This window comes from Flavobacterium sp. Root935 (assembly GCF_001429295.1).
In the GTDB taxonomy this organism is placed as follows: Bacteria; Bacteroidota; Bacteroidia; order Flavobacteriales; family Flavobacteriaceae; genus Flavobacterium.
In genome coordinates this window covers 1,388,776-1,408,502 of the sequence record NZ_LMJL01000012.1, presented here as the reverse complement: position 1 = coordinate 1,408,502, position 19,727 = coordinate 1,388,776, and the positions used below count along the sequence as shown (strand labels likewise).

The following is a 19,727-nucleotide window of genomic DNA, read 5'->3' as shown; positions in this document are numbered from 1 at the left end:
TAGCGCTGCTACTTGAGCCCTTTTTCAATCCATGATGCTGGTGATTCATTCTTTAAAAAATATGCAAACCAATCATTCAGCCTTACAGAAAGGTCTTTTTGATTTTTACTGTCACTTAAAATATGGCCTTCTTTTGGATATACCAGCATAATATGTTTTTTGTTAAGCCGACGCAAGCCCAGAAAAAATCCAATGCTTTGATCCGGTTTTACGGCTAGATCTGCATCTCCTGTCCAAGCGAGTAAAGGTGTGCTAATATTCTCTACATGCTCAATGGGTGAGTTTCTCATATACCCTTCACGGTCTGCAAATAGGGAATTCCCCATTCGTAACTGCTGACTCTCAAATCGCCAGATATCTGGTTTTCCTGTTGCGCCTCCAACTGACAGATAAAAGCTGGTCAAATCTGTTGGAGCTGATCCTGCTACTGCAGTTGCAAAAAGATTGGTTTGTGTGATTATAAAAGAGGTTTCATAACCGCCAAATGAATGTCCAATGAGTCCTATTTTGCCCGGAATTACCAGATCTTTATTTAAGACTTCATTTACTGCAGAAACCACGCAGTCGACAGCGGAAATACCAGGATTTCCAATTTCATACGTGATGTCAGGCATAAGAACGAAATAGCCCTGTGTTGTATAATTTGTAGTGTTAAAACCTATACCGTTCTGTAAGGTGGGCTTGAAATAAGAATAAAATTTATTAGAAAGCTTCTCATAAATATACACGATCATTGGATACTTTTTTTGCGGATCATAATTGGCAGGATAATATAATACTGCTTTTAGAGGTTTTCCAGATTTATTTTTATATGAAATAAGTTTATTAGTTCCCCAATGGAACAAAAGCTGCTGAGGATTACTCTGAATTAATACTTTTTTTAGACCTTTTCTATTAATGACAACTAGCCTTGGCGATAAATCAAATTGCTCCTCCCTGTATATTAGTGTAGTGTAATCTGCCGATTGGTTCAGCTGGTCCAAACGGGATTTATCAGAAGTTACAAGATTTTTATTTCCGTTAATTGCTAGAAGATCACAGCCCTGTGTACCATACTCTGTTATCCTTTCCAAAAGTATTCCCTTTTTTAGGTCGACAGCTTCGAGAATCCATCCATTGTAGTTAACTTTGCCGCGCATTACTCTAGAATAGGCGGGATGTCTAAATTGTGTATTGGATTCCTTTCCATTTGTAAGCCTTCTAAAAGACCTGCCGTCAGGTTTAAAAGCCCAAAGATCCCAATCATCATACAGCAAAAGTTCATTATCACCTGCGGTCCAGCCAAACTGTTGGTAGACTTCTTCATTGTGTGGTAGCTGTCTATTATTATGAAAAAAGAAAGTTCCCGTTTTTTGGGTTAAGCATATGTGGCTTTTTTTTTCAATATTGTAAATCCACCAGTTTTGATCACGAAAATAGCTTATGTATTTCCCTTCGGGAGAGGGTATCACTAGCAAGTGATGCGCATTGTTTTTACTTAAAAACAAAGTTTTTTTTCCTGTGTTAAGATCATAGATGTAGAAATCGCTTAAATCATCTTCACTGTAATTAGGACCGTACTTTGAAGTATTAAAAAGAATGGCATGATGCTGTTTTCCAGTCAGCATAAATTGCGGAAGGCTGTCACTGGATATCATCCTGCATTTTCCATCTTCTGGGGTCCAAAGAGCAAGATAAACACCTTCTGTAGATTTACCATTCTTTTCTTGAGGAAATATTTTAGAAGTGTTTGCATACCATAATTGTGCATTGCCATCATTTGAATTGTTTTCTGCGTTTTTTTTCTGCACTATGAAAAAAACGTGTTTTAAATCATCTGAAATTTTTAGTTTATGATGCGAGCTGCTGATATAAACAGAGTCTCCCAAAAAAATAGGTTGAATCTTTTTGGAGTTATAAAGAATGCTGCTGGCCAAATTATAATAATATAGGATATTTTCAGCATTTACCGCATCACCAGTTTTTGTATAAAATGCCAATGCTTTTTTTTCATTTCCCTGCCAAATGAGATCCGTAAAAATATCTGTGTCACTTGCAATTTTTTTTATAGTATTGATGTTTGAAAGGGTCAAAATATTTACCGTACTGCCAAGGTTTGTTCTAACAACATAAGCAATCTCTTTGCTATTTGACGATGGAAGAAATTGGGTTACTCCGTAAATTTGTTCCTTGATTATACCTTCGGGAGTTCGGACTATAAGTTCATTATCTCTGTCTTTACGAGTGAGTAAAATAACGAGCTGCCTGCTGTTGGAGTTGTAGCTATATTGCGTAGCGTCATGAATAATTTCTTTTTGCCCTGTATCGAGATTAATAAGCTGAAGGTGTTTGCTAGATCTGCATATAAACCAGTTTTTTTCAATAAAATTACCGCTGTATGCGGAGGGAATACTATAAACCTTTTCGGATTTGGTATTTTTAACGAACAGAGTATCTGATCGACTTTCATATTTTAGCGTATAGCTTGCCCAAAGACCATTTGGGCTTAATTTATCAAGAGATAATTCTCCCCATTTAGAATAGTCATCAGCAGTCAATGTTCTTTTTTGCGTTACCTGCCCCCATAGAGAGCAGGTATCCAATTGCAAAACAAAATATAAAAATAAAAAAAATGTTACTGTCAAGTTCCTCTTTTGTGTAAAGAAACTAATATGCGGTGTATTCATAATTATTTAAGTTTTTTCTAGTAGCCGGAATTTTGAGGCTTAAGATTAGGATTTAGAGTTATTTCGCTTTCAGGTATTGGCAAAAGTTCATTGCTAGATTTCCAACCAGGTTTGTTTCCTAATTCTACATCAAGTTTTCCAGTACGTTTTAAATCGAAAAATCGGTGTCCGTTTTCTGTGAAAAATTCCTTTCTTCTTTCTAATAGAATATTTTTTAGAATTTCATCCACTGAACCTTCTATAACATTTTGAATGCCTGCACGATTTCTGATTTTATTTAAATCGTCAAAAGCGCCTGATAGATTTTGAAGATGAACTCGGGCTTCTGCCCGTATCAAATACTGTTCGCTAAGCCTCATTATAATAGGGTATTCTTTAGATGGTGACGTAGGTTTTGATTCTTTGTATTTATTTGCATAAAACCATTTTCCATTTGGCCCAGTTATAGATGAGATCCAGATGTTTTTTCTTAGATCATCGCTGGTAAAAACATTTACCAATGATGCATCAAGGGCAATAAGCGGAGGTGGTGTGGACGTAAAAATAAAATTTGTTGCTTCATCAGTGTTTTTGTTTGGTGATGAAGGCATAAACTGCCAGATCGTTTCAGTCGAACTTTTTAGAAATACTTTATTGAGATCGGTTTCAATTTTATATAGTGAATTATTAATAACTAAACTGCTCATTATATTTGCATTCTCCCAGTCACCCTGATAAAGATAAATTCGGGCCATTAGTGCTTTTGATGTAAATGAATTAGGGCGGGTTCTTTCAGAAGGAACATATTGTGATGCCAGCATCTGCTCTGCGTTTTTTAAATCTTCAATTATATTTTCGTAAACTTTATAAGACAGTAGCCTCGATGCGTTTGAATTTTGTCTGTAGTCCGTTGATTTGATATATGGGATTGGTCCAAAAAGCTGTAAAAGATAAAAGTGCAATATTCCCCGTACAAAGTGAGCCTCACCGATCAGCTGCGTTCTTTGTTCTTTGTTAAAAGTGCTATGTTCTACGCCCTCTATAACTGCATTGGCCGCATAAATTTGATTGTAAGTATTATTCCAAAAAAGTGAAACAGTACTGTTGGAAGGAAGAATAGTGTTAGCATAAAACAATGCGGTCGGACTTGTGGGCGGTCCATAAAAGGTTATTTCATCAGTGTAAGTTCCCAGCTGTACAGAGAATCCATAAAGTCCTCCTGTAAGAATGCCAACATCACGCATTTTTGAGTAAATATCTGCCATTGCAGCGTTCGCCGAAGCATAATCCTTAAAAACGGCAGTATTGGTCAATTGTGATTTTGGTAAATCTACCTCCACAAAGGAATCACATGAAAACAATAACAGCAAATTGCTTAAAAAGCACATTTTTTTTAAAAAATGGCTGATATTTATTTTTTCAGTTTTACAAAATATTTTCATAAGATTTAATTAAAAGGTTAATTGTATGCCGGCTGTTATCATCTTTAATGGGGGCAAATACCCCCTACTTTTAAATTCAGGGTCGCCATCCGAGTATCTGGTAAAAGTCAAAAGATTCTGTCCTTGTATCATAAAAGAGCATTGAATCTTTTTTGTATTCAGTGGTATATCATAGTTAACAGCAAGAGTTTTTAAACGTATATAGGAGGCATCTACTACAACCGCATTACTATTGGCGTACAGAGATTGAGCTGCCACTACCGCTGGAATAGTTCCGGTAGAAAATAACTGATATGTTGCATCTTGATCTGCTGTTTGCCAGCTGTCGTTCATTCTGGCGGGTTGATTGATCATTGTCCCCGCTGGGCTAGTAACATAATTTAAATTACGCTGCTTGACAAATTGGAAAAGAAAATCTAGTTTCCATCGTTTGAAGCGAAGCTGATTTTGCAATCCTCCGAAGTAATCGGGATTTAGATTCACAATTAATTGTCTGTCATCAGGTGAAGTTATCTTTCCGTCATTATTTTGATCTGCAAATGTGTAAACACCAGTTGAAGGGTTCAATCCTGTATATTGATAGCGCAATAGGATATTTAAAGGTTCTCCTATTCGGTACATGTTTTTATAGGTAGAGCTATTTAGATTTGGAAAGTTTAAAAGTTCGTTACGCATAACACTTAAATTTAGGCTGGTATTCCAGCTGAAATTTTTCTTTTGAAGATTTACGGTGCGGAGCGTAAATTCCCATCCACTATTTTGGACTTCCGCTCCAAGGTTGGCCTGAAGCTGGCTGAATCCCGTAGTAGCAGGGAGTGGAATTCCGACCAGCTGATTTGATGAGCGGTTACGGAACCATGCTGTGGTTAGAAAAATCCTATCGTTAACAAAGCCTAATTCGAGCGCCGCTTCCAGCTTTTTGTTAATTTCCCATCTAAAATTCGGATTAAATAAACGTGAAGGCTGCAGTCCGATGATATTGTCATAAGTGATTCCTGTAGAACTGTAGGTGTCAAAAAACTGATAATCTCCTATCTGGTCATTTCCCGTAGTTCCATAGCTGGCGCGAAGCTTACCAAAGCTAAGCCATGAACTGTCTTTAATCCCTTTTTCATTTGAGATTAGCCAAGCTGCTCCTGCCGCGCCAAAAAGAGCGAATTGTTTTCCTGGTCCAAACCTGCTTGAGCCATCACGTCTCATAGTTAGATTCAAAATGTAGCGATCCTTCAAATTGTAATTTACTCTGGCAAAAAATGCCTGATATCTGTAAATGCTTTCATTGCTTGCTAGTACCAGCTTTGTAGTAGCTGATGCGAGATCATAAATTAGGCTGTTAGAGGTAAAGCCTAATCCTAGCTGCGATAACAGCTGGTTATTGGACTGTTGAAAAGATCCGCCTAGAAGAACGGATAATTTTCCTGACTCCATTTTTTTATCCCAATTAAGCTGCGGTTCAATAATCCAAGAAGACCGTTTGGTATTAGTAAGGGATATGCTTGAATTAGAGCTGGTTATTCCTGACGATGGATTATACATTGTTGAAGGAGATGTACGGTATTCATAATGTTGCACGTCGGTGTAGCCGAAACTACTTTTTATCTGCAGATTAGGAAGTATCTCGTATGATAGTAATGTATTTGCGATTAAATCTTTGGTTCTAAATCTGTTTTCTGACAAAAGTTTAGCTAGTGGATTATTCCAAGTGCCTTTTTCCCAGTTGAGATTTCCCATCGAGTCATAAAGAGATGGTGCATTTGGCGGAAGAGTACGAGAATCAGTAGTTAAATCTGCAGCAGGCTGATTGTTATTTTGCACTACATAACCTGCAGAGAATGTTAACTGAAATCTTTCATCTTCCGAGGTATGGTTAAGATTGAGTTGTGATCCTCCCTTTTTATAAATAAAATTACCGGGAAATACAGATGATTCTGTATGAAAGTTACCGCTGATCAAAAACTGTGTACTTTTTGAGCCACCGCTTATACTACCTTGAGTGTCTGTAATGGTTGATGTTCCGCCAATTAATTCATGCTGCCAGTCTGTATAACGATCCTGGTTCCATGTTCCGTTAAGGTCATAGGCATTTGTCGGATAAGTAGTGATTTTATCATTAGTAAATGCCTGCCGGCGCATTGAAAGATACTGTTTTGTATCCATCATTTTAATAAAACGAGCAACTTTTCCTGCACCGGTTGAAGCATTAATTGTAAATCTGGTTTGTCCTTCTTTTCCTTTTTTGGTGGTTATAAGGACAACACCGTTAGCACCTCTTGAGCCATAGATGGCTGTAGCATCTGCATCCTTCAATACCTCAATGTTTTCAATGGAATCTGGATTGATACTATTAAGGGGACTTGTAACTGTTGGAAAAACTGTAGAAGTTTGACTGTAACCTATTACTTCAGAGGAGTACGGTACACCATCAATAATGTATAGTGGTGCATTACCTTCAGGTCGAATACTATTCTGGCCTCGGATTTGTATTTCAAATCCTCCTCCTGATACACCTGTAGTTTGAGTGATGTTTACACCGGCCATGCGTCCCTGCATAGTTGCCAACACATTGGTTACGGGCTGGGTTTCGATATCTTTTGAGGTTATTCGGGCAATGCTCCCCGTTCGGTCACTTTCCTTTACGGAATAATAACCAGCATTTACCCGAACTTCCTGTAAAGTGGTAGTATCGTAATCCAGGTCTATGTCAATTTTACTGCGATTATTTACAGGTATAATTTTGGTTTTGAATCCAATGAAAGATACTATTAAAGTATCCGTAGGAGAAGCTTCGATAGAATATTGCCCATTGTAATCAGAGATTACGGTTGAAATCTTATTGCTTTTAAGGGTGATCGTAACTCCGGGCAGAGGAGAAGTTCCGTCACTTACAGTACCCTGAACCTGATGGCTCTGGTAAGAAAGCATCTTAGAATTTCGAAAATTTCGGGAATAAACGGTGGAAAAAGACAGAAGTATGCTAGCACAAAATAGGCAATAAAGAGCTCTTCCATCCTTTAAAAATGAAAAATAATTCATAATATTGGAATTGGTTAGTTAAATGGATATTTGATTAGCTAAGGTCCTCTGCTCTAGTTTGGTCGCTGCAGCTGAGGGCCATTTTTTATGTATTAAGTAAACGACTTAATGAAATAAATAAAGTTTTTTAGGACACAGGCAGGAAGGGTTTTACAGTTCTACGTTTGATTTAAAACGAAACTTTAAATAAAAGAAGAAGAATAAAGACGCTATGAATTCAAGAAAAGTTTATGACATAAAAAAGGGCATGGAACTCAGCTTATTGTTTCAAAGGTACTTGGCATACCCACCCACAGATAAGTGAGCCCACGCCCGTAAGCGTGAGCAATTTACTTATCATCCTGTGGGTTTAAACTGCCAAGTTTTTTGAAACAGGATTCAAAGCGAAATGCTTCAAATATTTTATATGAAGAATCGCAAAATTACACTTCTATTTAGAAGAATTAAACAAATATAATAAAAAAAGTTATATAGTACCCTGTAAGGTACCAATAATTTTGTTTTTTCCTAGGAATTTTAACAAATGAACGAAATTGACTTTAACGAGCAAAGAATAAAATTTGGGAAACATGTTTTGAAACTAAGACGAAAGATTAAAAGCGTCGAATACCAAAGCCGGTCGATTTCTCAACAAGAACTTGCGGACCGAAGTGACTACATAACGAAAAAGACTCTGGGCCAAATTGAGAGAGGTGAGGTAAATTTTCAATTTGAAACTTTAGTAGCATTAGCTCAGGCATTAAATGTTTCATTAAAAGAACTTCTAGATTACTAATGTTAACATCTCAAATAATATTTAATAAAAAGATGCCAATTGGCATCTTTTTTGGTTATTAATGCAATCCTAAAACAGGTAATTTTACGCTACACTTCACAGAAATAAAAAACTACTTTTCCATTTATTAAATGGCTCAACGGAAAAAACAATTATAAATTAATACCTGACATAATAATACATAAGAGAAATACTAACGAACAAAATGAAATTGTAATAGAAATTTAAAAAGTCTTCAATTCACAAAAGAACAAGGATTTTGATCTGCTGAAAATAGAACACTTGACGATTCATTATATGAGAAATCATTACAATTAGAAACTATGAATAGAATTGATATATGGAACGAAACATCAAGCAGGAACTTTCGAAATAAAATGCTTCCAAAATGGTATTGAAACATCTGGAGAAAAATTAAAATAATAACAATGGCTAAAATTAAATACGGTGACTTTGGTACTATAATTATAAATAATAGGGAATGGGACTTGCAAGGTTTAAAGCAGCTTTGCCATTCTGATTACGTTTATGAAGCGAAAAATCGCGGAATAATATGTAATAAGTATAAGATTCCAAGAGAACTACTGAATGAGTGGATTGAAAGCGAAGATTGGGAATTTGATAAAAAAGACTTTTGGCAAAGACCGTATAGCTATAGAATTGATAATGCTGTAATGTCTCTAATTAATAATGTGCAACATCTTACTGAAATTCAAAACGAAGTTGACACTATAGATTTTCAACCTGAGAATTTACTAAGCCGAATAAAAATAGATATCGAATACAAATCAGAGAATGAATTCAAAAGCTATAAAACGTTTGTAATCGAAAAATATATAATTAAAATTGAAGACTTTGATGAATATACAGGAGAAAAAATTGAATTTGAAGACGAAATAAGATACAAGACAAGCCTGACTGAAAATGAAATACTTATAAGACACGCAAAAGTTCAGACAGCAAAATCTAAAAAGTAAAAGATACAAGTTTCTTTCCAGCACCGATTGAAGCGGAAATCCTTTTTGGCCGTTGTTCGGTAAAAAGATTGCAGCGCAAAGCGGGAGAAGCTGCCAAAAAAAAACTTTACGTAAGCTTTAAGAAATTAATCATAATTCTGTTTTGAATAAACGAGCCTTGAAAACAGCATAGCGGGTAAACTAAAAAAACAATGGGGCCGAATAGCCCCATTATCTAACCTATTACTATCAGTAAGATATTATTAGTAATATTATTTCTTAGACTCCTCGATAGAAACTTTTCTAAACTCTTTTAAAAGTTTTTCAATTTCCAAAGAAGATTTTCTTGCTCTAGCTCCGGCAGCTTTAACTCCTTTTTCAGCTACAGCTTCAGATTCTGTTTTAAACGTTTCGATTTCAGCGTTGATTTTTGCAACTAGGTCTTTCATTTTACAATTTTTTTTAAATTAAGAGGGCAAATGTAAAGTTTTGCCATAACTGAAAACGGTATTGGTGACAAAATATTTTCAGGAATTCTCTTTCCTCAGCTTTTTAAGGAAATAACTGAGTGAAATTCCTGTTTTGGACCGGAAAGCATTTGTTAATCTCGGAGTGGAGGTAAAACCGGCTTCCTCAGCCAGCGAGCTTATCGAGTAATTTCTATGCGCGCTTGAGTTTCGCAGCAGTTCCACCAGATAATCAATTTTCAGGTCATTGATATAATCGGCAAAATGCTTGCCGCTGCGATGGTATATCACTTTTGAAAGGTATTTGCTGTTAGTATTAAACCGTACAGTTAAAGCGGCCAGCGTCGCCTCTTTGTGCAGGAATTTTTTATCCCTTTCAAATTTTTCAAGGTGTCTAATTATCTGCTGTACAGTTTCCTGTGCAATATCGGTTATTTCGAATTTTTCGGGTGACTGTTTCTGGATGCTGCTATTTTCATTTTTTTCCAGAAGCAGATCAAATTTGATCTTATTGCGCTTTTTGGTTTCAAAGTGGTTATAGGTGCCGTAAATGACAGCAGAGAACAGAACTACAACTACGCTGATTAGAATAACGTCATAATATTTCTCCTTTACAAGCTGCTGCTGTATTTTTTCTTTTTCCAGCAGAATTTCCTTAGTATCATACTGCTTATGGATTTTTCCCATTAGATACCTATTATTATCTGTTAATACAGAATCCGCTTTTAAAAGCTGGTCCATATAGTAAAGCTGGGATTTCAGATTATTTTCCTTTTTGTAATATTTAATCATTAGTTCAAAAACCTCCCTTAAATCCGGACGAATGTAGCCTTTCTCAATAAATGCCTTTTCCACTTTTTTGAAGTAGGGAACTGCTTTTGCAGGAAGCTGCAATTTCCAATAGTTTTTTCCGATATAAAAATTTGCAATGGATACGTTGGCAAATTCTGTCATAGCGTTCAGATGGGGCAGGACCTCCTGAAGCATTTGTATAGAGGTATAATAGTTATTTAGAAAGTACTGATTGATTCCTTCCGAGTGTTTAAAAAAGAATTCCATTTCCGGAATTTTCAGCCTCTCACATTCTGCAAGACCTAACGTATTAGTCTGTGAACATCTGCTGTAATCGCCAACCTTATTATAGCATACACTTAATGAGTGCAGTGAGTTTAAGTACGGTCGTTCCTGATTTTTTTTAAAATATGCAAGACATTCATTAAAAAGTGAGATAGCTTCATCATAAAAACCGAGATAATATTTAATCTGTGCGATATGATATTTGGTTTTGTAGATCAGGTACTCATTTTCAGTTTTGGAAATGCTTTCGTTAGCCTTAATGTAATAATCATATGCTTTCACATAGTTCTTTTGGCTGTAATACACTATTCCTTTAGATAAAAAAGCCGATCCAATCAGTTCATTACTTTTGGATTTTGCAGCTGCCATCACCATGCTGTCAGCATATTTTAATCGAAGATTCATAGGGGACTCATGAAGTATGTTTTGATATGCGTTAACCGTCTCTTCATGATTCTTCTCCTTTTTTGCCTTATTTAAATAGGCGTATAAATATGGGGAGGCTTTCAGACTGTCATTTTTGTATTCATAAATTCTATCATCCAAATATTCATAACTTTTAAAAGTAAGGGAATCGCGAATTCTGTTGGGATTATTCTGGGCAGTTAAAGATTTAATTATAAATAGAAGCAGCAGTACCGGTAAATTACATTTCATAATACATAGAAATTTTGAGTTTATGCATTGATAAAAGCATAAATCAGGTTAATAAAATCAATGTAGAGGTAGTTAGAGAGCAACTTTCAAAAATACTTTAAATATTTGAATTGCAATATTTAATGTAGGAAAAATACATTGCTGATTTCATGAAAATCGATAGTGGATTTTCCGAAAATCCACATACAAGTGCTTGATTTATGATTTTTTGCAATTTAGATTTGCCTTGAATTCAACAGCAAAAGATTCAGTAAAGCACTGAGCAAAAAGTTCTGCTGGCCCGGGCAAAATGGACTGAGACAAGTTCTCAATTAACCAAACCATTTTGCATTATGAAAAATTTATTTTTATCTGGTTTAATTATTTTTTTAGGTTCATGTTCAAATGATGATTTTAACAATTCTGATTTAAGCTTGGTTTCCAGCACAGCAATCAGCAAAGAGAAAACTGCAGATTTTAAAAATGGCTCTGCTTTAGAGAAAAACTTTAAGGAAGTTGCGGCGGGAGATTATATACTTCTGGTTCCTGCCCAATTAAAAGAAAAGATCATTTCAGTATTAAAAGCCCAACATGGGCGAAATGAACTAAAGACTTTTGAGAAAAGGAGTTCTGATTTAGATACAATTTCATCTACGGAGGATCCTGTCTCAACATTGTACATAATTGTTGATGAAAGTACACTGAGATCATCATTGAAACTTGATGTGAAGGGATATATAGTTAATCTCGGAAATCTCCGCGGCCAGCAGTACCAAATCGTAGATGATTTTATAATTCAATATGAGATTTCAAAAAGACAGGATTCGACCCTTCTAACAGATGAAAAGGAGTCCATTTTATCTATTTCATCAATTTCGGAAGCAGTTTTATTTAGTGAAAAGGAGAGAAAGGATAGGGACTGGGAGACCTCTACAACCAGTAAGCATAACGGCGATTGAAGTTTTAATAGTGCTTGTTCAATTAAACTGTGAACAACTTAAGAATAAGTGATTTAATAATTTTCTAATCTGTCTGAATATGAAAAAGCGTGCTTTGTTTTATATTTTATTATTCTTTTTCAATCTCTTGAGTCTTTATTTTATAATGAAGCTCTTTGCGGCCGATCAGCTTGTCCGTTACGTTTTAAACGAAGACAATATTACTGAGAGCCCCAGATTAACAGCGTATGTTTTATACGTGTGCTGTCTGTCAAATTTGTATTTCCAGTTTCTAATATGGATGGAATATTTCTTCAAGGATAAAATCTAAAAGCAGATCTGCGCAAAAAACAAAAAATGATTAGAGAAATCTTAAATACAGAAATTAAAAGCATTGAAAATGACGGTATAGATGTACTGCTGCTTTCAGAATACAAAGTAAAAAATGTACTGGAAGTTCCATTTTCCATTTCAAATTTTTCAGTGCTTTTAATCAAAAACGGTAAAATGAATATTAGATTTCATGACGAGACCAATATATTGAAACGCAGAGATTTATTTTTAATTCCCTATAATTCAGTTTGCACCAAACTTGAGGTAACTCCTAACATCCAGCTTTATCTTATAAGGACAAATTTTGACTTTGCACATAATAACTGTTATGAGAAAGAGCTTTTGGATGCTTTCAGTTTTTTAATGCTGAAATCTGATCAAAAGATCAGCCTGCAGGAGAATGATTTTAAAGTCTTGTCGGTAATTTATAAATTGATGAGTGTGCTTCAGTACGGAAATGAAAGACCAGATGTTATTATTAAGCTGCGCCGAATATGCTTTAATCTTTTTATATATGAACTTAAGTTTATACATTCCAAATATAAACCGGAGCTCGATCTTGACTTTTCAAGAAGAGAAAGTATTGTAATCCAATTCCTGACTTTACTTTCAATACACTTCAGAACACAGCATCACGTACAGTTTTATGCGGGTGCTTTATTCATTACTCCAGGGCATCTGAACAAGATGGTTAAAGAAAGCACAGGAAAAACTGCGAAATCTTTTATAATTGAAGCTCTTGTCAATGTTTCGAAAAATCTTCTTACTGATTCCAGCTATACTGTGGCTAAGATTGCCGATGAACTAGAATTCAGCAGCCCTGAAAACTTTGGCGAATTTTTTAAAAGACATACCGGCATGCTCCCAACAGAATTTCGTTCCAATAAAAAGTAAGCTGCCACATCCGCTTCTTATTCTGCCAGAGACTGTTTAATTAAAACGATAAGACGATGATTAAAAGATATCCTTTGGAATGGTTTGATTCGTTGATTATAAATTCATTTGATGCAGGCAGTTCCTCTCTAACCGTATCAGAAAATGAACTGGAGATTTTGAATGAAAAAGTAGTATCTGAGGCAAGAAAAATTAAAATTCATATTAAGAATACTTTTTTTGAGCTGAAAAGTAAGAGGCAGATCAGACTTCTTATAAGAAAGTATCATTCTTCATTGGTTTTTTTAATAGACAGGGTAGTAGAGATAAGAAAAAGAGAAAAATTCAACACTCCTGAATTTTTAAGAATATTTGATTTGATTGTCACTTCCCTTGATGATTTACTATCATTTATCGAGATCAGATATTCAGCGTTTATGAGTCTGGACCAAAGAGTATCGTACAGCTATTTTTTAGTATGGAAAAAGGAGACGCTTGCGATTTTAAAGCATCTAGGTAAAATAAAACAAAACTCAGCAGATCATGATCAAGAATTGGAATTTATTACTGAGCTTCTCGCAGCACCTCTGCATAACTCCAGAAACACAAAATTTACATACCGCCAGATTTTGTATTACAGGGAGATAATCACTGAACTGCAAAAAATTAAGCATCCAGTTTCTGAAACAGAATGCATTTCAGATATTGATCTTATTCTTATTAGAATGAATTTTAATTCCAGAGAATATGCAGAGAAACTGGTTGCTAAAATTGGAGGCTATTTAGAAGGTTTTGAGAATTTATCGGAAAGGCTTGAAAAATTACTTTACATCTGCAGCAGACTATCGAAAATAAACCCAAGCTTAAAATTAACCTTTAATCCATCACAGCAGAATCTGATTTTATTTTTGGAATACTGGTTTTCCAGCGAATTAAGATATGTTGAGAAGAAGGCTGCAATCGAAATGCAGCAGCAGACGTCCAATTATGCTGGAAGTGAATTTGTAGAGAAAGCTGACTCTAAGCTGGAATGTATGCTTTCGGGAGATCAGATTGGACTTATTTTAAGGGCGACAGACGAGGCGAGAATTATTAAAGCCAAGTCTATGAACTACATATTTAAAAGTATAGTGCCTTACCTTTCTACTCCAGTAAAGAGAAATCTTTCTTACCAGTCAGTCAGAAGCAACTCATATAATGCGGAAGAGCGCGATAAGGAAATTGCCATTGAAAGTCTTGAGAAAATAATCCGCAAGATAAAAACATATTAGAATTTATTGCCCAGTATAATTTGATAACCCTTTAAATTCAGGCATTTTGAAAGGATACAAAAAGGGTACAGAAAAGTTGTACTTGTAGAAAATTTATCCTTGTCGTTCCTTTGGTCTGTAGAATAAATCCCGCCAGCTTTTAACTGACGGTGGTTTTCATAGAGAAAGATAAAATGTTGAACGATAAAATGAGGAGCTATGTTTACAAATATTTCATGGGGCAGTTATTTGACTGCGGCCGGTATCGCTGTAATTTTCTGGTATCTGATAATCTTGCTGAAATTTCACAGTCGTGATTTAAAAAAAATCTTATCAGGTGAAAAGAATCTGCAGATACCATTTCTAAAAAAAACTTCTAAAAATTTACAGGAAGTAAAATCGATATCCGATTCATTTCCGAAATCTTTTGATACCCTTGAAGATGCGGAAAATCTATCGCTGCGTATCAAAGAAGCAGTTAAAGAAAGTGCAGAAAAACGACTAACAAAACAGCAGTTTCAAAACTACCTGCGAATGCTTCTGGATGAATATCCTTATGTCAAAATTTCCTCCCTCAGAGAAAACATTAACCAGCTTATGGTTTCTGAGTCCCAACTATATCCCAATCTTCTTTTAAGTCTGAGCGAAGCAGACAGTCTCTGGGAAGGACCAGTATTTTAAAATTTAGAAGAGGAATATTCCCCGTTCTCTCTGGTGCGGTATGGCTTTGTGTGACAGGAAAAATAGAGCTGCAACGGCGTTATTCCTCTTCTTTTTATAAAGAATAACTTTAAAAATGATGTGTGATGAAAAAATGCAGATGGAAATTAAAAAGTCTTTTTAGACGATTTAGAGCTATGGGATCGTCGCTCCTGATGATTCTGGTTAGTAATGTTATTTACAGCCAGGATGGTGTGGCGGGAATAAATGAAGCCAACCAGAAAGTGAGAAGTTACTTTGATGCCGGCACTGAATTAATGTATGCGGTAGGAGCGATCCTCGGGCTGATAGGGGCAGTAAAAGTATACCAGAAATGGAATGCCGGAGATCCTGATACAGGAAAAGTCGCAGCTGCCTGGTTTGGAAGCTGTGTGTTTCTAGTGGTAGTCGCTACGGTCATTAAATCCTTTTTCGGGGTCTAAACGATAGAGAAGATGAGTAACAGCGTTTATTCGATCAATAAAGGAATCAATCAGAGTATAGAATTTAAGGGGCTTAAAGCGCAGTACATCTGGTATTTGGGCGGAGGTGCTGTAGGTCTTATGATTCTGTTTGCTGTCCTGTACATAATTGGAGTTCCTTCCCTTATATGCATTGGTTTTATTGGAACGGCAGGAGGTTTTCTTGTTTTTAAAATATACAAAATGAGCAATACTTATGGAGAATACGGCATGATGAAGGCTCTGGCTAAAAAACAGGTACCCAAGTGGATTAAAGTTTACAGCAGAGCGGTTTTTATGAAGTTATAGCTGTAGGGCGTAAATGATAAAAGTGTATAAAGGATGGAGAAGAGGATGGAAAATATGCTGCCGGTTATGGCAGTGGAGCATAACTGCATATTGTCAAAACAAGGAGATGTAACCATTGTATTTAAGGCTGAACTGCCTGAAATATTTACAATGTCGGATCAGGAATATGAAGCTTTCCACCAGTCGTGGATAAAGGCTATAAAGGTACTGCCGAAATTCTGTGTTTTTCATAAGCAGGACTGGTTTTTAGAAAGTTCGTACAAGGCAGATTTTTCAAGTGAAGACAGCAGTTTTCTGACCAGAAGCAGCGAGCGTTTCTTCAACGAAAGACCTTTTCTGGATCATTGCTGCTATATCATGCTGACCAAGAAACCAGCGGGAAGAAGAAATGCAACCTCATTGTTTTCTAATCTGCTTAGAAGTTCCATAGTGCCGGTGGAAACATTAAAACCGCAGCTGCTGCAGGATTTTACAGATACCTGCGGCCAGTTTAAGAGAATTATGGAAGACAGCGGATTTATAAAGCTGGAGCGTCTGCAAAATGAATCGCTCAGAAGCGAAAGCAGAAGAATCGGGCTGGTGGAAAAGTACTGTTTTTTATCAGAGCAGGAAAATTCATTCGTTTTTAAGGATATAAGATTTGACGAAGAATTATCAGTAGGGGATAAACACTGCCAGCTCTTTACACTTGGTGATGCGGCTGATCTGCCTGGATTATGCGGATCAAGAATCAATTTTGACCGCTATTCGACCGATAAGACTAAATTCAGCGTTGGTTTTGCTTCAACGCTCGGCCAGCTTTTATCCTGCAGTCATATTTACAATCAGTATATCTTCATTGAGGATTCACAGAAGACCATCCAGAAGCTTGAAAGTAAGCGACTCAGACTGCAGTCGCTATCGGCTTACAGCAGGGAGAACATGATTGCAAGAGATGCGACGAATGATTTCCTGAACGAAGCAGTATCACAGCAGAGGCTTCCGGTTAAAGCGCATTTTAATGTACTGGCCTGGAGCACGGATAAGGAAGAACTGAAAGAGATTAAAAATAAAATATCTTCTGCGATGGCTCAGATGGATGCGTCGGCAAAACAGGAAACAGTCGGGGCTCCGCAGATCTATTGGGCAGGAATTCCGGGAAATGCAGCTGACTTTCCCATGAATGACACCTTTGATACCTTCACCGAACAGGCAGTATGTTTTTTGAATATGGAGACCGGCTACAGATCTTCGCTGAGTCCGTGCGGCATGAGGCTGGGAGACAGGCTGACAGGAAAACCAGTTCATGTGGATATCAGCGATGAGCCTGTTAAGATGGGCATCTGTACCAACAGAAACAAATTTATACTGGGGCCATCTGGAAGCGGCAAATCCTTTTTTACCAATCATATGGTAAGAAGTTATTATGAGCAGGGTACCCATATCGTGCTGGTGGATGTTGGGCACAGCTATAAGGGACTCTGCGATATGGTCAACGGATATTATTTCACTTATGATGAAAAGAATCCTATCCGTTTTAACCCATTTTATATTTCAGAGGGAGACAGTCTGGATACGGAGAAAAAAGAGAGCATTAAAACGCTTCTGCTGGCACTCTGGAAAAAAGACGACGAAACCTTTAACCGGAGCGAGTATGTAGCACTCTCCAATGCCCTGCAGTTATATTACGAGAAATTGGATTCTAATGAAGAGATATTTCCCTGCTTTAATACTTTTTATGAATTTTTAAAAGATGATTTTATTTCTATTTTGGAAAGCGACAAGGTAAAAGAAAAGGATTTTGACGTGAATAACTTTCTATATGTGCTCAGGCCTTATTACAAGGGAGGAGAGTTTGATTATCTGCTGAACGCAACTGAAAATCTGGATCTTCTAAAAGAACGTTTTATTGTCTTCGAGCTGGATAATATCAAAGATCATCCGATTCTTTTTTCTGTAGTGACCATCATAATAATGGAAGTCTTTATAAATAAGATGCGGAAGCTTAAAGGGATCAGAAAAATGATACTCATTGAGGAAGCATGGAAAGCACTGATGAAGGAGGGTTTTGCAGATTATATAAAATATCTTTTTAAGACAGTGCGTAAATTCTTCGGGGAAGCAATAGTGGTAACTCAGGAGGTGGAGGATATTATTTCTTCACCAGTGGTCAAGCAGGCAATTATCAATAACAGCGACTGCAAGATCCTTCTTGACCAGAGCAAATATCAGAATAAGTTTGACCAGATTCAGGAGCTGCTGGGACTTACAGACAAAGAAAAAGCACTTGTACTTTCTGTAAATAAAGCCAATGACCCAGCCAAGAAATACAAAGAAGTGTTTATCTCTTTGGGAGGGATGCTTTCAAAGGTCTACAGGACCGAAGTTTCACTGGAGGAATATTTGGCCTATACCACGGAGGAAAGCGAGAAAGTCAAAATGAATGCCTATGCACAGAAGTTTGGCGGGGACATAAAGAAAGGAATAGCCGCAATGGCTCAGAATATGAGAAATGGAATTAAATGAAAAGGAATAATGAAAAAGAAATTAATTGTCTGTTTGGTCTGCCTGCTGCTGGTAAGCACCTCGGCGAGACCTGCTGAAAAAGTAGCGGTACTGCCGATACTTGAGATTGTAAAAGCAGTAACCAAGAAAGTAATTAAAGCAATCGATCTTCGAATCCAAAGACTGCAGAATAAGACCATCTGGCTTCAGAATGCACAGAAGCAGGTGGAAAATGTACTATCGAAATTGAAGCTTGATGAGATCTCAGACTGGACCCAGAAACAGAAAGATCTTTACAAAGGCTACTATGAAGAGCTGGCAAAAGTAAAGTCAATTATTACGTACTACCAGAGGATAAAAGAAATTACCAGAAAGCAGACACAGCTTGTTCAGCAATATGAAAGAGCCTGGAATCTTTTTAAGCAGGATACCCATTTTAAAGACAGCGAAATCCAGTATATGGAGCGCGTTTATACAGGAATACTCGAGGAAAGTGTGAAGAATATCGACCAGATTTTTTTGATTCTGGATTCTTTTGCCACCCAAATGAGCGATCTCAAACGTCTTGAAATCATCAACAAGGCAGCTGAACAGATTGATGAGAACTACGATGACCTTAAAATGTTTAACCAGCAGAACATACTGCTGAGTCTTCAGAGGGCCAAAACAGAAGCAGATGTAAACCGGGTGAAACAATTTTACGGAATTCCATAATTCAATAAAAAAACATGAAAAAGACAGCTTTAATACTAATAACGCTCTTTGTTTTTAATCAAGGTATGAGCGGGCAGGCAAAACAGAGAAAGGAACTGATCCTTCAAATAGCGGCGCTTCAGGTTTATATCGACTATGCAAAGAAAGGATATTCGGCAGTATCAAAAGGACTCAATTTCATAGGGGATGCCAGAAAAGGTGAACTCAGCCTGCACGGTGATTATTTTACCTCACTTTTAAAAATCAATCCAAAGGTTAGGAATTATTATAAAACTGCCCAGATCATCTCCATGCAGTTTAAAATAATGAAACTCTGCAGCAAGACTTTGTCAGATCTCAAAACTGCTGATTTGTTTCATGGTAATGAACTGGAATACATCGAGAGGTCTTTTAAGAAACTGCTTCAGAACTGCAGCCAGACTCTCGACCAGCTACTTGTTATTACGACCGATGCAGAACTAGGGCTAAAAGATGACCAGAGGCTCGAGCGCATTGATCTCCTTCACAAAACTATGCTGGAGGATTATAATTTCTGTCTTTCTTTCAGCAGGGATGCCAGACTGATGTCTGTATCAAAAACTGCCGATAAAAAGGATTCTAAAGGATTAAGCGAATTGTACGGATTATAAACTTGC

16 protein-coding genes are annotated in these 19,727 nt (G+C 36.5%); 11 read left to right on the top strand and 5 right to left on the bottom strand.

Annotated features, from left to right (window positions below; genetic code table 11):
* Positions 1 to 8: 8 nt before the first annotated feature.
* The 3 genes from ASE40_RS20810 to ASE40_RS20800 are packed head-to-tail and all read right to left on the bottom strand — an operon-like array spanning position 9 to position 7,009.
* Positions 9 to 2,666 (bottom strand): prolyl oligopeptidase family serine peptidase, encoded by a 2,658-nt coding sequence (locus tag ASE40_RS20810; RefSeq protein WP_082586849.1) that lies wholly within the window; start codon positions 2,664 to 2,666, stop codon positions 9 to 11.
* 17 nt (positions 2,667 to 2,683) lie between these two features.
* Positions 2,684 to 4,087 carry a RagB/SusD family nutrient uptake outer membrane protein gene (locus tag ASE40_RS20805; RefSeq protein ID WP_057119427.1) on the bottom strand — a complete coding sequence of 468 codons (1,404 nt, stop codon included), beginning with the start codon at positions 4,085 to 4,087 and terminating at the stop codon, positions 2,684 to 2,686.
* A gap of 9 nt (positions 4,088 to 4,096) precedes the next feature.
* The gene (locus ASE40_RS20800; RefSeq protein ID WP_317039121.1) at positions 4,097 to 7,009 is read right to left on the bottom strand and encodes a SusC/RagA family TonB-linked outer membrane protein; all 2,913 of its coding nucleotides are present in this window, start codon (positions 7,007 to 7,009) and stop codon (positions 4,097 to 4,099) included.
* A 634-nt stretch (positions 7,010 to 7,643) separates the two neighbouring features.
* Between ASE40_RS20800 and ASE40_RS20795 the strand changes: the two genes are divergently transcribed.
* Positions 7,644 to 7,895, top strand: a complete 252-nt coding sequence (locus ASE40_RS20795; protein ID WP_057119421.1) for a helix-turn-helix domain-containing protein — start codon at positions 7,644 to 7,646, stop codon at positions 7,893 to 7,895.
* 428 nt (positions 7,896 to 8,323) lie between these two features.
* Complete coding sequence (locus tag ASE40_RS20790) at positions 8,324 to 8,872, top strand: hypothetical protein (protein WP_057119418.1); 549 nt, start codon at positions 8,324 to 8,326, stop codon at positions 8,870 to 8,872.
* Between the two features lie 251 nt (positions 8,873 to 9,123).
* Here ASE40_RS20790 and ASE40_RS20785 read toward each other — a convergent pair whose 3' ends face one another.
* Together ASE40_RS20785 and ASE40_RS20780 are read right to left on the bottom strand one after the other, a co-directional pair.
* A complete protein-coding gene (locus tag ASE40_RS20785; RefSeq protein ID WP_042565375.1) occupies positions 9,124 to 9,300 on the bottom strand; it encodes a histone H1 in 177 nt (58 codons plus the stop codon).
* 78 nt (positions 9,301 to 9,378) lie between these two features.
* Positions 9,379 to 11,052, bottom strand: a complete 1,674-nt coding sequence (locus tag ASE40_RS20780; RefSeq protein WP_057119415.1) for a helix-turn-helix domain-containing protein — start codon at positions 11,050 to 11,052, stop codon at positions 9,379 to 9,381.
* Between the two features lie 332 nt (positions 11,053 to 11,384).
* Here ASE40_RS20780 and ASE40_RS20775 point away from each other — a divergent pair, with 332 nt between their 5' ends.
* The 9 genes from ASE40_RS20775 to ASE40_RS20735 all read left to right on the top strand — a co-directional run bounded on the left by ASE40_RS20775 (position 11,385) and on the right by ASE40_RS20735 (position 19,721).
* The gene (locus ASE40_RS20775) at positions 11,385 to 11,990 is read left to right on the top strand and encodes a hypothetical protein (RefSeq protein WP_057119412.1); all 606 of its coding nucleotides are present in this window, start codon (positions 11,385 to 11,387) and stop codon (positions 11,988 to 11,990) included.
* A gap of 336 nt (positions 11,991 to 12,326) precedes the next feature.
* Entirely contained in the window at positions 12,327 to 13,196 is an 870-nt protein-coding gene (locus ASE40_RS20770; RefSeq protein ID WP_057119410.1) for a helix-turn-helix domain-containing protein, read from the top strand.
* 56 nt (positions 13,197 to 13,252) lie between these two features.
* Positions 13,253 to 14,446 (top strand): hypothetical protein, encoded by a 1,194-nt coding sequence (locus ASE40_RS20765; protein ID WP_057119408.1) that lies wholly within the window; start codon positions 13,253 to 13,255, stop codon positions 14,444 to 14,446.
* A 198-nt stretch (positions 14,447 to 14,644) separates the two neighbouring features.
* Complete coding sequence (locus tag ASE40_RS20760) at positions 14,645 to 15,106, top strand: hypothetical protein (RefSeq protein ID WP_057119404.1); 462 nt, start codon at positions 14,645 to 14,647, stop codon at positions 15,104 to 15,106.
* Positions 15,107 to 15,282: 176 nt separating this feature from the next.
* The gene (locus tag ASE40_RS20755) at positions 15,283 to 15,567 is read left to right on the top strand and encodes a DUF4134 domain-containing protein (RefSeq protein ID WP_223704658.1); all 285 of its coding nucleotides are present in this window, start codon (positions 15,283 to 15,285) and stop codon (positions 15,565 to 15,567) included.
* Between the two features lie 12 nt (positions 15,568 to 15,579).
* Positions 15,580 to 15,894, top strand: a complete 315-nt coding sequence (locus ASE40_RS20750; RefSeq protein ID WP_057119401.1) for a DUF4133 domain-containing protein — start codon at positions 15,580 to 15,582, stop codon at positions 15,892 to 15,894.
* Positions 15,895 to 15,927: 33 nt separating this feature from the next.
* Complete coding sequence (locus ASE40_RS20745; RefSeq protein ID WP_057119399.1) at positions 15,928 to 18,399, top strand: TraG family conjugative transposon ATPase; 2,472 nt, start codon at positions 15,928 to 15,930, stop codon at positions 18,397 to 18,399.
* A gap of 9 nt (positions 18,400 to 18,408) precedes the next feature.
* Entirely contained in the window at positions 18,409 to 19,092 is a 684-nt protein-coding gene (locus tag ASE40_RS20740) for a hypothetical protein (RefSeq protein ID WP_057119397.1), read from the top strand.
* 14 nt (positions 19,093 to 19,106) lie between these two features.
* The gene (locus ASE40_RS20735) at positions 19,107 to 19,721 is read left to right on the top strand and encodes a hypothetical protein (RefSeq protein ID WP_057119394.1); all 615 of its coding nucleotides are present in this window, start codon (positions 19,107 to 19,109) and stop codon (positions 19,719 to 19,721) included.
* The last annotated feature ends 6 nt before the right edge of the window (positions 19,722 to 19,727 follow it).